Annotated in this window: 12 protein-coding genes; 8 read left to right on the top strand and 4 right to left on the bottom strand. The window is 71.0% G+C overall.

The features are described from left to right. Window positions 1-96 precede the first annotated feature (96 nt). A complete protein-coding gene (ppa, locus tag EBN03_RS26445; RefSeq protein ID WP_122190848.1) occupies window positions 97-588 on the bottom strand; it encodes an inorganic diphosphatase in 492 nt (163 codons plus the stop codon). 138 nt (window positions 589-726) lie between these two features. On the opposite strand from ppa, the gene EBN03_RS26440 reads away from it, so the two are divergent. The 5 genes from EBN03_RS26440 to EBN03_RS26420 all read left to right on the top strand — a co-directional run bounded on the left by EBN03_RS26440 (window position 727) and on the right by EBN03_RS26420 (window position 6,367). Beyond that, window positions 727-2,205 (top strand): D-alanyl-D-alanine carboxypeptidase/D-alanyl-D-alanine-endopeptidase, encoded by a 1,479-nt coding sequence (locus EBN03_RS26440; RefSeq protein ID WP_122190847.1) that lies wholly within the window; start codon window positions 727-729, stop codon window positions 2,203-2,205. A gap of 13 nt (window positions 2,206-2,218) precedes the next feature. Further along, a complete protein-coding gene (locus EBN03_RS26435; protein WP_122190846.1) occupies window positions 2,219-3,358 on the top strand; it encodes a zinc-dependent metalloprotease in 1,140 nt (379 codons plus the stop codon). A 16-nt stretch (window positions 3,359-3,374) separates the two neighbouring features. Further along, entirely contained in the window at window positions 3,375-4,382 is a 1,008-nt protein-coding gene (tilS, locus tag EBN03_RS26430) for a tRNA lysidine(34) synthetase TilS (RefSeq protein ID WP_199742970.1), read from the top strand. A gap of 16 nt (window positions 4,383-4,398) precedes the next feature. Then, a complete protein-coding gene (gene hpt, locus EBN03_RS26425; protein ID WP_122190845.1) occupies window positions 4,399-4,950 on the top strand; it encodes a hypoxanthine phosphoribosyltransferase in 552 nt (183 codons plus the stop codon). Window positions 4,951-5,467: 517 nt separating this feature from the next. After that, window positions 5,468-6,367 carry a LysR family transcriptional regulator gene (locus tag EBN03_RS26420; RefSeq protein ID WP_122190844.1) on the top strand — a complete coding sequence of 300 codons (900 nt, stop codon included), beginning with the start codon at window positions 5,468-5,470 and terminating at the stop codon, window positions 6,365-6,367. 7 nt (window positions 6,368-6,374) lie between these two features. On the opposite strand, the gene EBN03_RS26415 is transcribed toward EBN03_RS26420, so the two are convergent. Continuing rightward, the gene (locus EBN03_RS26415; RefSeq protein WP_122190921.1) at window positions 6,375-7,745 is read right to left on the bottom strand and encodes an amidase; all 1,371 of its coding nucleotides are present in this window, start codon (window positions 7,743-7,745) and stop codon (window positions 6,375-6,377) included. 132 nt (window positions 7,746-7,877) lie between these two features. Between EBN03_RS26415 and EBN03_RS26410 the strand changes: the two genes are divergently transcribed. Then, a complete protein-coding gene (locus EBN03_RS26410; RefSeq protein ID WP_122190920.1) occupies window positions 7,878-10,262 on the top strand; it encodes a serine/threonine-protein kinase in 2,385 nt (794 codons plus the stop codon). After that, entirely contained in the window at window positions 10,259-10,948 is a 690-nt protein-coding gene (locus EBN03_RS26405) for a nucleoside/nucleotide kinase family protein (protein WP_122190843.1), read from the top strand. Before EBN03_RS26410 ends, EBN03_RS26405 begins: the two co-directional genes overlap by 4 nt. A 162-nt stretch (window positions 10,949-11,110) precedes the next feature. Here the strand turns inward: EBN03_RS26405 and EBN03_RS26400 are convergent, their stop codons facing one another. Next, window positions 11,111-11,365, bottom strand: coding sequence for a DUF2277 domain-containing protein (locus EBN03_RS26400; RefSeq protein WP_122190842.1), 255 nt, complete (start codon window positions 11,363-11,365; stop codon window positions 11,111-11,113). Window positions 11,366-11,531: 166 nt separating this feature from the next. Between EBN03_RS26400 and EBN03_RS26395 the strand changes: the two genes are divergently transcribed. Continuing rightward, window positions 11,532-12,368, top strand: a complete 837-nt coding sequence (locus EBN03_RS26395) for a DUF1266 domain-containing protein (protein ID WP_122190841.1) — start codon at window positions 11,532-11,534, stop codon at window positions 12,366-12,368. 59 nt (window positions 12,369-12,427) lie between these two features. Here EBN03_RS26395 and EBN03_RS26390 read toward each other — a convergent pair whose 3' ends face one another. After that, window positions 12,428-13,366 carry a hypothetical protein gene (locus EBN03_RS26390; RefSeq protein WP_233608654.1) on the bottom strand — a complete coding sequence of 313 codons (939 nt, stop codon included), beginning with the start codon at window positions 13,364-13,366 and terminating at the stop codon, window positions 12,428-12,430. Window positions 13,367-13,606: the final 240 nt, after the last annotated feature.

The following is a 13,606-nucleotide window of genomic DNA, read 5'->3' as shown; positions in this document are numbered from 1 at the left end:
TGTCCGATATGCCGGATCGGGCACCGCGGGCGCGGACGACATCGTCGTATCGGGGGGTCGACGGTGGCGTCCGCGCCACGCTCAGGTGCGCGGCAGTCAGTGGTCGCCCTGCTCCTTGGCACGGGCGAACGCCTCCACGACCAGCGTCTCGGCCTTCTCCCGGCCGTCCCAGCCCTCGACCTTGACCCACTTGCCGGGCTCGAGGTCCTTGTAGTGCTCGAAGAAGTGCTCGATCTCCTTGCGCTCGAACTCGCCCAGGTCGTTCAGGTCCTGGATGTGGTTCCAGCGCTTGTCGCCGGCCGGAACCGCCACGACCTTCTCGTCGCCGCCGGCCTCGTCGCTCATCAGCAGCACACCGACCGGGCGCGCCTCTACGATGACACCCGGGAACACCGGCTCGCGCAGCAGCACCAGGCAGTCCAGCGGGTCGCCGTCCGAGCCCAGCGTGTTATCGATCGAGCCGTAGTCCGCGGGGTAGACCATCGGGGTGTAGAGGTAGCGGTCCAGGCGGACCCGGCCGGTCTTGTGGTCGACCTCGTACTTGTTGCGCTGACCGCGCGGGATCTCGATGGTGACGTCGAACTCCACGTCATCTCCTTACTTCGTTGGCTCGGCTGCCGACTCGCCAGTTCGTTCGGAGGAACCCTGGCGAGGTGAGGATAGTGTGGGCGGGGAACGCACGGGCGAGGAGACGGCGGTTCGGTGGTTGGGCTTCGGAACAAGAACATGGGTGGGCTGGCCGCCCGGCGGCGGCGCAGAACGTGGATCGGACTGACGGCCGGGTTCGCCGCGGTCGTGGCGCTATCGGTTGCTGCCCTGCTCACGGTCAAACCGTGGACGCCCGAATTCCGGCACGGGGGACTGGTGATCGTGGCCGCGCCCGCGCCGGTGCGCGCCTTCTCCCAGATCGCGCCGGCCGCGGCGAACGCGCCCCAGCCGAGTGCGCGTGGTCTGGCGGCCGCGCTGGGACCGCTGGTCACCAGCACCGACCTGGGCGGTTTCTCCGGTTCGGTCACCGACGCCGCAACCGGCACCGTGTTGTGGAGCGCCGAGCCCGACAAGCCCGTGATCCCGGCCTCGACCAACAAGGTGCTGACCGCCGCGGCGGCCCTGCTCGTAGTGCCGTCCGACCATCGGGTCGCCACCACCGTGGTATCCGGCGCGACGCCTGGTGAGCTGGTCCTGGTCGCCGGCGGTGACCCGACCCTGACCGCCGCCCGCGACGGCAAGGGCTACTACCCGGGCGGGCCGAAACTGTCCGACCTGGTCAGCCAGATCAAGCAGTCCGGGCGGCACGTCGAGTCGATCGCGGTCGACACCTCGGTCTACTCCGGACCGGGCTGGCCGGTGGGCTGGGATCCGGCCGATATCGCCGGTGGCTCGTGGGCGCCGATCGAACCGGTCATGCTCGACGGTGGGCGCCTCGACTCGCTGGTCGAATACTCGCCGCGCAGCGGCACTCCCGCCCTCGACGCCGGACGCGCCCTCGCCACGGCCCTGGGTGTGGATCCCGCGGTCGTCCACCCGGGGAAAGCGGCGGCCGGTGCCGCCGAGATCGCGCGGGTGCAGTCGGCGCCGATGCGGGATCGGTTGCGGCAGATGATGGTCGACTCCGACGACGTGCTCGCCGAAACCATCGGCCGCGAGATCGCCGCCGCCACCGGCGCGGAACAGTCCTTCGGCGGTGCCGCGGGCGCCACGCTGACCGCGCTCGGCGCCGCGGGCTTCGACACCTCCGGGGTCACGCTGCTGGACAATAGCGGCCTGTCCACCGAGGACCGGGTCCCGGCGCGGCTGCTGGACAAACTGCTGGCCGAGGCGGCCGCACCCGCGACTCCCGCGAGCACCACGCCGACCGGTGTCCCCAACCCGGTTCCGGGCATCGGGGTGCCGACCACCGCCCCGGCCGCCCAGGGCGCGGTGGCCGGGCCGCTGGCACCGCTGCTGGACCTGCTGCCGGTGGCCGGCGGGACCGGTTCGCTGGCACCCCGGTTCACCGACGGCCAGCCCACACACGGCGGCGCCGGCTGGGTCCGGGCGAAGACCGGAACTCTGTCGGTCTCCAGTGCGTTGGCTGGGTACGTGCTCGACAACGACGGCCGGGTCCTCACCTTCGCGCTCATGTCCAACGACAGGCCCCCGGAGGCGAGCCGGCCGGCGCTGGACGCGATCGCGGCGGCACTACGCAACTGTGGATGCTCCTGACGGGTGGTGGACCATGACCGGAGACGACAGGCTCGCACGTCGGCCCGATGATGCCGGGCGGCCCGAAGAGGTTCTGGTCGATGTCGAGACCGGGCAGCTGGTCCACCGTCCGCGCCCGTCCCCGCTGGGCGCGGTGGACTGGGATCTCGCGGCGCGCACGGCCGTCGCGTTGGTGCCCGCCGGGCCCCGGACCAGCCGCTATTCCGCCGAGCAAGTGGTCGGTGAACTGACTTCGGCCGCGGTTCGCGCCGAGGGACCGGTCCGGGAGGTCAGCGGGCTGGCCGACGGCATGCCGATTCCGCCCGCGCAGATCGTCGACCGGCCCGGCTGGATCCGGGCCGCCGCCGGATCCATGTCCGAACTGGCCGGTCGGCCCGAACCCGGCGGCCGGAAGCCCGGGCGCGCCGCCGGACTGCAGGCGGGCGCGATGCTCGGGTTCCTGTCCACGGCGATCCTGGGCCAGTACGACCCGTTCACCGGCCCGGACGGCACGCTGCTGCTGGTCGCGCCGAACATCATGTCGGTGGAACGCGCACTCGGGGTGTCGCCCAGCGACTTCCGGTTGTGGGTGTGCCTGCACGAGGTCACCCACCGGGTGCAGTTCTCATCCTCGCCGTGGCTCGGCGGCTACATGAAGAACACCGTGGACATCCTCGGCGATGTCGGGGACGAGCCGGTGACCGCCATGTTGCAGCGGCTGGTGGCCGATCTCCGCGAGCGGCGGGCCGATCGGAACCCGCCCAGCGACGACCCCGCCGACCGTGGCGTGATCGGGCTGCTGCGGGCCGCCCAGCCGCCCGCGCAACGCGAGGCGCTCGACCGGTTGCTGGTGCTCGGCACCCTGCTGGAAGGGCACGCCGATCACGTGATGGACGCGGTCGGCCCGGCCGTCGTGCCGACCGTCACCGAGATCCGGGCCGCCTTCGACGAACGCCGCAAGCGCGCGGTGAACCCCATGCAGCGGCTGCTGCGGGCCCTGCTCGGCATGGACGCCAAGGCCGCGCAGTACGTGCGTGGCAAGGCCTTCGTCGACGCCGTCGTCGGCCGGGTCGGTACCGCGAACTTCAACGCGGTGTGGACCGCCCCGGATACCTTGCCGCTGCCCGCCGAGATCGAGCAGCCGCAGCACTGGATCGACCGGGTGCTCGGGTGAGCACGCACCCGGTCCGGTGACCGGTTCGCATCGCGCCCGGCTGCCGGAGACTCCGGCCGCGCTGGCGTTGCGGCACGCGGTGCGGAAGTGGCTGGACCGGTACCGCCCGACCGGGGTGGTGGCGGTCGGATTGTCCGGGGGCGCCGACTCGCTGGCCCTCACCGCCGCCGCGGTCGCCGAGGCCGACGTCGTGCACGCGCTGATCGTCGATCACGACCTGCAGGCCGGGTCGGCGCAGGTCGCCGCGGCGGCCGCGGCCGCCGCGACCGGTCTGGGCTGCCGGTCCGCGCAGGTGCTGCGGATCCGGGTCGACGGCGGCGGCGGGCTGGAGGCCGCGGCGCGGCAGGCGCGGTACGCGGCGCTGGACGCCGCCCGCGACGGGCTGCCGGTGCTGCTCGGACACACCCTCGACGATCAGGCCGAGACCGTGCTGCTCGGGCTCGCCCGCGGTTCGGGCCCGCGGTCGATCCAGGGTATGGCCGACTTCGCGGACCCGTGGGGGCGGCCGCTGCTGGGTGTACGCCGGGCCGATACCCGGCAGCTGTGCGCGGATCTGGGGCTCGAGCCGCACGAAGACCCGCACAACAGCGCGGCCGAGTTCCGCCGGGTCCGGTTGCGGACCGAGGTGCTGCCGTTGCTCGAGGAGGTGCTCGGCGGCGGGGTGGCGTCCGCGTTGGCCCGGACCGCCGGTCAGCTGCGCGACGACGGTGCCGTGCTGGACGAGCTTGCGGCCCGGTTGCTGAGTACCGCCGCCGCGGGCCCGGGACTGTCGGTGGCGGAGCTCGCGGCCGCGCCTGCGGCCGTGCGTCGCCGGGCGATCCGGCAGTGGTTGCTGGACGGTGGCGCGAAAGGCTTGGGAGAGAAGCACTTACGGTCCGTCGATGCCCTGGTCACCGATTGGCGCGGCCAGGGCGGCGTGGCGGTGGGCGGGTCGGCACCGGGGACGAGGTTGGTTGCCGTGCGGGAACATGGCAGGCTCCAGATGTCCCGGGTACGTCGGCTCGGGTCTCGCGAAAGCCAGTGAAGGGAATCCAGCGGACGTGTACGGGGACGACATCGCGTCGGTGCTGATCACCGAGGAGCAGATCCAGGCGAAGGTCGAGGAACTGGCCGAGCTCATCGGCAAGCGGTATCCGGCGGGCGGTCCCGAAGGGGATCTGCTGCTCGTCGGGGTGCTCAAGGGCGCCATCTTCTTCATGACCGACCTGGCCCGGGCACTGCCCGTACCGACTCAGATGGAGTTCATGGCCGTCTCGTCGTACGGGTCGTCGACCTCGTCGTCGGGTGTGGTGCGGATCCTCAAGGATCTCGACAAGGACATCGCCGGCCGCAACGTGCTGATCGTCGAGGACATCATCGATTCCGGGCTGACGTTGTCGTGGCTCAAGCGCAATCTGGCCGCCCGCAACCCGGCCTCGCTCGAGGTCGTGACATTGCTGCGCAAGCCGGATGCGCTGCGGGCCCAGGTCGAGGTCGCGCATGTCGGCTTCGACATTCCGAACGAGTTCGTGGTGGGGTACGGCCTCGACTACGACGAGCGCTACCGCGACCTGCCCTACATCGGCACGCTGCACCCGAAGGTCTACGAGTAGGACCGGTCCGGCTCGCGGCGCCTGCTGGGCGCCGCGAACGCGGGTACTCGTGCGCCCAGTTATCTGGTCATGTGTCCAAATGTGTGGTGGGACTCGGCCGTGCCGCCGGCTGGGCAGGGGTCCGGGACGGCTCTGTCCGAGGCTCCGGGTGGCGCTCGCGCGGTTCGGCGAACGGAATTGTCCGCCTGTGCGGGAGGGCCTGGGACCGTTCTATGTGACGAAGTTCACTGAGTGGGATTGCGGCGTCGACCGACCGGTTTGTCCGTTTGTTGCTGGACTGTCTGCCCGGCGGGGCGGCGACCAGCAAATCTGAGCTACGTGCTGGTCGGCACACTGGTCCGGCGCTGCCGCGTCGGTCGGGGGAGTTGTCTGCGGATTCGCTCAGAGTGATGTGCAATCCGGCATGGCAGCACATATGCTGTCCATAACAAACTTCGCGACCGTTTCCGGCCCGCGATTCCACACAACCGGCCCGATTTGGCTGGATTTTCGTGAGCGATTCTGATAGCAAAAGCCTATGGACCCGCATTTGCGCGACTTGCGGTACTTCGTTGCCGTCGCGGAGGAACTTCACTTCACCAACGCCGCACAACGGCTGCACATCGCCCAACCCACGCTGTCGCGTCAGATCCGGCAGCTCGAACGCCAGCTCGACGTGGTCCTGTTCGATCGCAATCAGCGCAGCGTCGCCCTGACCGTCGCCGGCAAGGAACTGCTCGACGGCGCCCGCAAGATCCTCGACCTCTGGGAGGTCACGAACGTGGCCCTGCAGGAGGCCGGTGAGGTCCTGCGCGTCGGTATCCAATCCTCGATCGGGCGCGGCCTGATCGCCGACCTGGAGAGCGCCAGCGGCCACCGCCTCGCCCTGCACTCCGCCTCCTGGAACGACCCCTCCAGCGGTCTGTCCAGCCTGCAGGCGGACCTCGCGCTGATGTGGCTGCCCGTGCCCGACGGCGTCCGCTACCGCTGGCAGGTACTGCGCACCGAGGCCCGCTGGGTGCTGCTGCCGGAGAACCACCCGCTCGCCGCCACCGAGACCATCGCCTTCGCCGACCTGGCCGACGAGAGCTTCATCGCCATGCCCGCCGAAGCCGGTTCGGCGCGCGACTTCTGGCTCGGCAACGACGCCCGGATCGGCCGCAACGTCAAGATCGGTGCCGAGGCCGCCTCCGCCGAGGAACGGCTCGAAGCCGTCAGCCTCGGCCTGGGCGTCTGCCTGCTCGCCGAGAACAATGTGCCGCTCTACCGCTGGCCCGGCCTCACCGCGCGCCCGGTGACCGGACTCGCGCCCTGCGAGCTGGTCGTGGCCTGGCGCAGCGACGACGACCGGCCCACCATCCTCGACTTCGCCAACCGGGTACTGGCCGGCGGCTTCGGTGCCGCCGCCCCCGCCCCGGAGCTGGTGGCCGCCGAATAACGCCGGATCAGGGCCGCGCGGCCTCGAGCTGCGCGGCCAGCCGCAGCAGCGTCGCCTCGCTTCCGGGCGGGCCGGCCAACTGCACCGCCAGCGGCGCGCCCGTGCGGGGATGCGTCCCCACCGGCAGGCTCACCGCGGCCCAGCCGATCAGGTTCCACACCGCGGTGAACGGCGTCCGGCGCAGGTCGTCGCAGACGTTCGCCGCCCAGGACCGGTCGTGCCACGACCGGGCCGGCGGCGGCGTGGCCAGCGTCGGGCTGAGCACCACGTCGTAGTCGTCGAAGAAGTTCAACATCCGGTTCTCGATCCGCTCGGCCTGCGCGGGCCGGATCAGGCCCGCCCGCAGCACCGCATTGCCCAACGCGGCATGAGTGCGGGTGCGGGTCTGCAGCCGGAAACCGCTCGGCAGCCGCCGCGCCTCCCGGGCCGCACTGGCCAACCAGCGCAGCACCAGCGCCGGCAGCAGGCCGGTGCCCGGCAGCTCGGCGAGCGCGACCGAGTGACCGGCCCCGGCGGCGGCCCGGCCGGCCAGCCGGGCGGCGTTGCGCCACGAACGGTCTACGCGCACAGCTGGATACGGGGATTCGGTCACCAGCGCGATCCGCAGTGGCGCGGGCGGATCCAGATCGGCCAGTGCCGGTCGCGCGGCCAGCACGGACAGCGCGAGCGCGGCATCGGTGACCGTCCGGGCCAGCACGCCGTTCTCGGCCAGGCCGTCCCAGGAGTCCACGCCGATATCGGACGGCACCACACCGCGGCCCGGCTTCACGCCCACCACGCCACAGCAGGCGGCGGGGATCCGAAGCGATCCGAGGTTGTCGGTTCCGTGTGCGATCGGCACCAGACCGGCTGCCACCGCCGCCGCGGACCCGCCCGACGCGCCACCGGCGCCGAACCGCGGGTTTGCCGGGGAGCGGGTGATGCCGGCGGGGGAGTCGGTGTTCGCCCACAGGTCCAGTTCGGACCCTTCGGTCAAACCCACCACCACGGCCCCGGCGGCGCGCAGCCGGCGGGTCACCTCGTGGTGGTCGGCGATCTGCAGGGCGATCGTGCTGTCGGCGGCCGTCGCGGTCGGCTTGACGGCGATCGGCACCCCGGCCAGCGGGAGGGCTTCCAGGTCGAGGCGCTCGGCCGTCTCGGCTGCCTCCGCGGTCGCCTGCTCGGTCCGAATCACGCTGAACGCGTTGACTTTCGGATTCGCGGCGGTGATCCGCAGCAGGGCGGCGGCGGTCACCTGCTCCGGCGTCGCTAGACCGTCGCGCACGGCGGCGGCGACTGCCGTGGCGGTCTGCGATCCGGAGTGGTCGGTGCCGGCCGGTTCGATTCGGGCCGGGTCCGATGTGCGAGGTCCGGTCACTGTGGTGTGTTCGCGGTACATGCGGTACATGCTCTGAATCCCCCCTATGTTCGAAACGGGGCATTAGCTCGGGATGCGAAATTATCATTGCCACTGCGCGCGGGCGATGATGTACATAGACGTGGCGGGTCGAGCCGAGATCAGGTGCTGCCGATGACAGACGCGTTCGGATCGAATGGAGACCGTGGCCGGGCGGCCACCGGCGCCGAGTCCGGTGCGGCCGCCGCCTTCGCCGCTGCCTGGAACAGCAGGTCACAGCCGCCCGATATCGCCGAATTTTTGCCGGACGCAGAGACATTGCGCTGCGATGTGCTGGTCGAGCTGATTCGGATCGATCTCCGCCGCCGCTGGCTCACGGGGCTGTCCCGGCCGCCCGCCGCGGCCCCCCGGAAACGGTTGCTGGACTATTGCGCGGAGTTCCCCGAGCTGCGGCCCGAGGCGCTGCCCGCGGACCTGGTCTACGACGAGTTCGTCATCCGCCGGCACAGCGGCGAGCGAGTCGACCCGGCCGAGTGTTTACGCGAATTCCCCAGTCAGGCAAGCGAACTGCAGCAGCTGCTGACCGTGGACGACGAGGACCGCAGCACTCGGCGCGCCACGGCGGACGAGCTGTCCAGTGGCCTTGACACCGAGACCGGCGAGCGCACCCGGACCACCGCCGACCTCACCGCCGTCGGCACCACGCCCGGCGATCTCGACCAGCTCGAGGTGGGTCGATGCATAGACGACTTCGACCTGCTCACCCAGCTCGGCGCCGGCGCCTTCGCTCGCGTGTTCCTGGCCCGCCAGCGCACCATGCAGCGGCTGGTGGCGGTCAAGATCTCCGCCGACCGGGGCACCGAACCGCAGACCCTGGCCCAGCTCGACCACGACTACATCGTGCGCGTGTTCGACCAGCGGCTGCTCCTGCCCGCCGCGCCCACCGCCGCGCGGTTACGGCTGCTCTACATGCAGTTCCTCCCCGGCGGCACCCTGCTCGGCGTGCTGCGCAAGGTCCGCGCCACGCCGCCCGCCCGGCGGTCCGGGCAGCTACTGCTCGACGCCGTCGACGCGGCCATGGAGGAGAAGGGCGAGATCCGGCCCACCGATTCCAGCGTCCGCGCCGAGATCGCCGCCTGCAGCTGGCCGGAAACCGTCGCCTGGCTGGGCCGCCGGCTCGCCGAAGCCCTCGCCTACGCCGACTCCCAGGGCGTCCTGCACCGCGACGTCAAACCGGCCAACGTTCTGCTGACCGCCGAGGCCGTCCCGAAACTCGCCGACTTCAACATCAGCTACAGCCGCGACCGCGACACCGCGGGCCCGCTCGCCTACTTCGGCGGCTCCCTGTCCTACATGTCGCCGGAACAACTCGAGGCCTGCCATCCCGGTTACGACCGGGCCGCGGCCGATCTCGACACCAGGTCCGACATCTACGCACTCGGCGTCGTGCTGTGGGAACTGCTGACCGGGGAGAAGCCCTTCGACGACAGCAAGCCGGCCGCCGACGCCACCACCGGCGGCGAAGTGGAGACCCTGTCGGCGATGCTGCGGCGCCGCCGGGCCGGGGTCGGCGCCGCCGCGCTCGCGGCTCTACCCGCCGACACACCCGCCGCACTGCGTCGTGTCCTGCTGACCTGCCTGGAACCCGATCGGTCCCAGCGCTGGCCCGGCGGCGCCGAACTGGCCCGCCAGCTCGACCTGTGCCTGGACGAGCGGGCCCGCGACCTGGTCGACCCGCCCCTGGGCAGCTGGCGGATGCGGTTGCGGCGCTGGCTGGTACCGATCGTGGTGGGCGCGGCCACCGTGCCGAACCTGGTCGCCTCGATGTTCAACGTTCAGAGCAACCGGGCGCTGGTGATGGCGCATCTGAGCGCGTCCGCGCAGCACGACTTCCTACTGGTGACATTCGCGGTCAACGTGGTTTTCTTCCCGCTCGGAATGATCACCTTGATCTACATGAACCGGACCTTGCTGAGTATGACCGCGGGACCGCGATCCGACCGGGACTACGATCCGCGGACCCTGGCCCGGGCGAGAACCGACGCGCTGCACTTCGGCGACCGGGTGGTGGTCGTGGTGTTCGCGTTGTGGGCGACGTCGGCGATCATCTTCCCGACGGTGCTCGCGATCGCCACCGGCGAGGTGGGCCTGCGGGTCGTGGTGCATTTCCTGGTATCGCTGCTGATCTACGGCGCCATGGCCGTCGCGTATCCGTTCATCCTGTTGAGCTTCTACCTCATCCGGTGCATCTATCCGATGTTCGTCGGGCTGGGCGGCATCGAACCGGCGGAAGCCGACAGCCTGCGGCGACTGGCCCGGCACGGCGCCGCGATGCTCGGGGCCGCGGCGTCGGTGCCGTTGTTGGCGGTCGCGGCGGTGACTCTGCTTCCACTACAGGACATTCCGACGGTGATCGTGTCGGTGCGGGTGCTCAGCGTGGGCGCGGTGATCGCGTTCGTGGTGGCCTATGTGCTGTTCCGCATGATGGAAGTGGACCTGCGCGCGCTCGAACGCGTGGTGGATCCCGCCGCGCCCCGCCGCAACCGGGGGGCCGAATGAGCGCCACCGAGACCGTGGCGGACCTGGCCGCCCGCGTCGCCGCGCAGGCCCGGAACTGCCCGCGGCGGTTCGTCCTCGGCATCACCGGCCCGCCCGGGGCCGGGAAATCGACGGTGGCCGAGCGGCTGCGCACCGCGCTGCGCGAGCTCGGGCAGCGCGCCGAGGTGGCGCCGATGGACGGCTTCCACCTCACCGATTCGGCCCTGGACCGGGCCGGCTTGCGCGACCGCAAGGGCGCACCCGCGACCTTCGACGTCGCCGGCTACTGCGACCGGCTGCGGGCCCTGCGGGATCGCCCGCTCGGTCAGCCGGTTCCGTGGCCCGGCTACGACCGGGTGCGGCACGAGCCGGTTCCGGGCGCGGTGCTCTTCGACCGGCAGCCCATCGTCATCACCGAGGGCAACTACCTGCTGCTCGACGACCCCGTGACGGGCTGGTCGGCGGTTCGGGGACTGCTCGACGCCGCCTGGTATCTCGACGTCCCCGACCATCTGCTCACCGACCGGCTGCGGGAGCGGCACCGGCGGGGCGGCAAGAGCCCGGAACTGGCCGCGCGGCTCGTGGCCGGCAACGATCTGCCCAACGCGGCTCTGGTCCGCGAGACCGAGCGGCGGGCGGATCTGGTGCTGACGCCGACGCCGGACTCGGCTGCCGGCTGGGTGGTGCGCGCCGGTGCGCGGCGATAGGGGCTGCGGGCCGGTCCGCGACCTTCGGGACCGGCACCCGGTGTGGTCCGGCGGTGCAGGTCGCCGGAATGGAACGGGTACCGTCCGGCCGCGGGCCGGGGCATGCGACGTCACCGCGGCCGGATCGGCCGAGGTGTGCTGTAGCTCACACTGTCTGTGGGATCACTCCGATTGGGCGGCGAGCCGGCGCAGCGGCGGCTCGGTCGACGGGGGAACCCGCCGGGCCGGCAGCTCCGCCAGCAGCTCGGTGGTGGCCGCCGCGACCGCCGCGACCGCCTTGTCGAAGGCCGGTTTCGTGGTCGACGACAGACCGGTCAGGCCGCCTACTTTTCGCACGTATTGCTGTGCGGCCAAAAAGATTTCCTGCTCCGTTGCCGGCGGCTCCAGGCCGCGTAGCACGGTGATGTTCCTACACATGGACCAGAGAGTAGTGCGGTGACGCGCCCGCCGACAGGGCGAAGATCGGCGCCTGTGGGAAATTTGCGAATTCGGTGTGACCCGAGTGGGACTTATCGGACTCAACACGCGCTTCGGGTTCCCGATTGCCGGACCCCACTCGCTCGGATGCGACACAATCGGAGGCATGCCATTGCGTGAGGTGCCGACTCTGACCACCTTCCCGTATCCGGCGCTGGACGGGCGTGAGGACGATCATTGGTCCGGTGCCCAGGTCTCCGACGACGAGTTACGGGCCCTGTCGCTGGGCGCCTTCTACTCCGCGCGCTGGGACGCGTTCCACGACGCTCTGCTGCTCGGCCCCGAACGCGCCCACCCGCTCGGTGACCGACGCGAACTCGCCATCGACACGCTGACCGGCGCGTGGGGCATCACCGACGGCGCCGAGGCGATGGCGTCGATGGAACAGTTGCTGGAGGGCATGCACGCGCCGCTGTACGCGCTCGTGCACCCGCTGGTCGCCGCCTCCATCAGCTCGCCCGAACGTGACCGCTTCGGCGAGCGTGCCGACCGGCACCGGGCCTTCCTGCGGCAGGTCGGTTCCTTCCGCGGCATGGACAACCCCGAGGCTCTGGTCCGCGACTACGACATCTGGTCGCAGGCGATCAAGCTCGACCTCATCGACCACCTGGTGCAGCCGCTACCTGCCGACATCCAGGCTTGGGACCTGGCCCGCGTGGTCGCGGTGGCGCGGATGGCGTTCACCGCCGGCTACCTCGACGCCGACGTGGCCTGGGACTACGTGATGCGCGCCCTGCGCCCGGCGCAGCGCCGCTACCGCAACTGGCGACAGTTCGGCGACGCCTACCTGACCGGCTGGACCTACTGGCAGGCCTGCGAGGACCTGGCGGAACTGAAGGCCGGTGGCACCGACCGCCGACTCGAGCTGGTCCGGTTGTGGGTGCGCCCGACCAGCCCGTGGCGCCGGATCAGCCTGCAGCCCGGGGGCGCCGGCGAACTGTAGTAACCGACAACGGCGGAGGGGCCGGGTGGCAGTAGCCACCCGGCCCCTCTCGTGTGCGCTCAGTTGGGCAGTGACCGTAGGATGCCGCGCCCGTACCGCTGGAACTGCGAGTCGTCGACCATGCCGAGCGAATGCCGTTCCACGAGCAGCTCCCACTCCGAATACAGTTGCGTCACACCGGGATCCGGTGGCGCGATCGCGCCGTCGGCGGCTTCGCGCTGGATCGCGAAGTTGATCGCGCCGATCACCCGGTCGGTGTCGGCGTGATCGGTGCCGGAGAACGTCAGCGTGAGCATGCCGTCGTTCACCTCGATACCGTGCTCGCCCGCGGCGCCCGAATCCGACGCGCGAGCCGTCAGCAGGGCCGCGACCGGCATCTCCAGGGCGCTGCGATTGCCGGTCAGCGGAATGAACAGCAGCCGCTGCGTGGTCACCGCCAGCAGGCCCCGGCCGCGGCCGTCGGATTGCTGGGCCGTCACGATCGCGGTCTCCAGCGTGTACTCGTCGGCACCGATGAACCGGTGCAGGGCGGTGATCGCCGACTTCGCCTCCCGCCGCGGCGCCATCCGCCGCACCGCGCGGTCCACGTCGGCGCGGGTCGGGCCGGACTTGCCCCACACCGGTGCCGGCGGGGCCAGGTCGGGCACCGACATGTCGATGCGCTGGGAGGCGAGGATCTGGTCGTTGATGCGCTCGAGAATCGCTGTCGCGGCCGGCAGGTCGTGCTCCGCGATGAGGACCGGCAGCGGGGTCCGGTCGGCCGGTACCCCGGTCAGGACCGGGCTCGGGTACCGCAGGTAGATCTCGATGACGACCGCGTCGTCGACGCGGCGATTCAGGCGCACCTTCAGCAGATCACCGACCGGGACGTCGAGGACGCGCTCGCCCTCGCCGCTCTCGGTTCCGCCCGGGCGCAGCACGACGAGTCGGCCGGCTCCGTGGCGCAGAATCGCTGTGGGTGTCCGTAACTCGACGATGTCCATACCCCCTGCGCTCATGTTGTGTCGTCGATCACATTCATGGCTTGCGTGTCATGATTGTGACCGCTTCGGGGCGACACCACGCCGTGTTTGCCCGATGGATCGGGAACTACTCGCGTCCGCCGACCGTTTACCTACTGAAATGCACTAGCTGCAGAACTGCGCGATGTATCGACTAGACCGTACGCGGTAACGTGGCCAGTCCGCACCCGTTTTCGCCCGGCGTGGCGGAATCGGAAGGGGAACGGCTTCCCGTCC

The organism is Nocardia stercoris (assembly GCF_003696265.1).
Taxonomy (GTDB): domain Bacteria; phylum Actinomycetota; class Actinomycetes; order Mycobacteriales; family Mycobacteriaceae; genus Nocardia; species Nocardia stercoris.
This window is presented reverse-complemented; position numbering and strand designations above follow the sequence as displayed.

Coding starts and splice junctions, on each gene's coding strand:
- EBN03_RS26440 (WP_122190847.1), top strand. CDS start 727: ATGGGTGGGCTGGCCGCCCGGCGGCGGCGCAGAACGTGGATCGGACTG.
- EBN03_RS26435 (WP_122190846.1), top strand. CDS start 2,219: ATGACCGGAGACGACAGGCTCGCACGTCGGCCCGATGATGCCGGGCGG.
- EBN03_RS26420 (WP_122190844.1), top strand. CDS start 5,468: ATGGACCCGCATTTGCGCGACTTGCGGTACTTCGTTGCCGTCGCGGAG.
- EBN03_RS26415 (WP_122190921.1), bottom strand. CDS start 7,745: ATGTACCGCGAACACACCACAGTGACCGGACCTCGCACATCGGACCCG.
- EBN03_RS26410 (WP_122190920.1), top strand. CDS start 7,878: ATGACAGACGCGTTCGGATCGAATGGAGACCGTGGCCGGGCGGCCACC.
- EBN03_RS26405 (WP_122190843.1), top strand. CDS start 10,259: ATGAGCGCCACCGAGACCGTGGCGGACCTGGCCGCCCGCGTCGCCGCG.
- EBN03_RS26400 (WP_122190842.1), bottom strand. CDS start 11,365: ATGTGTAGGAACATCACCGTGCTACGCGGCCTGGAGCCGCCGGCAACG.
- EBN03_RS26395 (WP_122190841.1), top strand. CDS start 11,532: ATGCCATTGCGTGAGGTGCCGACTCTGACCACCTTCCCGTATCCGGCG.
- EBN03_RS26390 (WP_233608654.1), bottom strand. CDS start 13,366: ATGAGCGCAGGGGGTATGGACATCGTCGAGTTACGGACACCCACAGCG.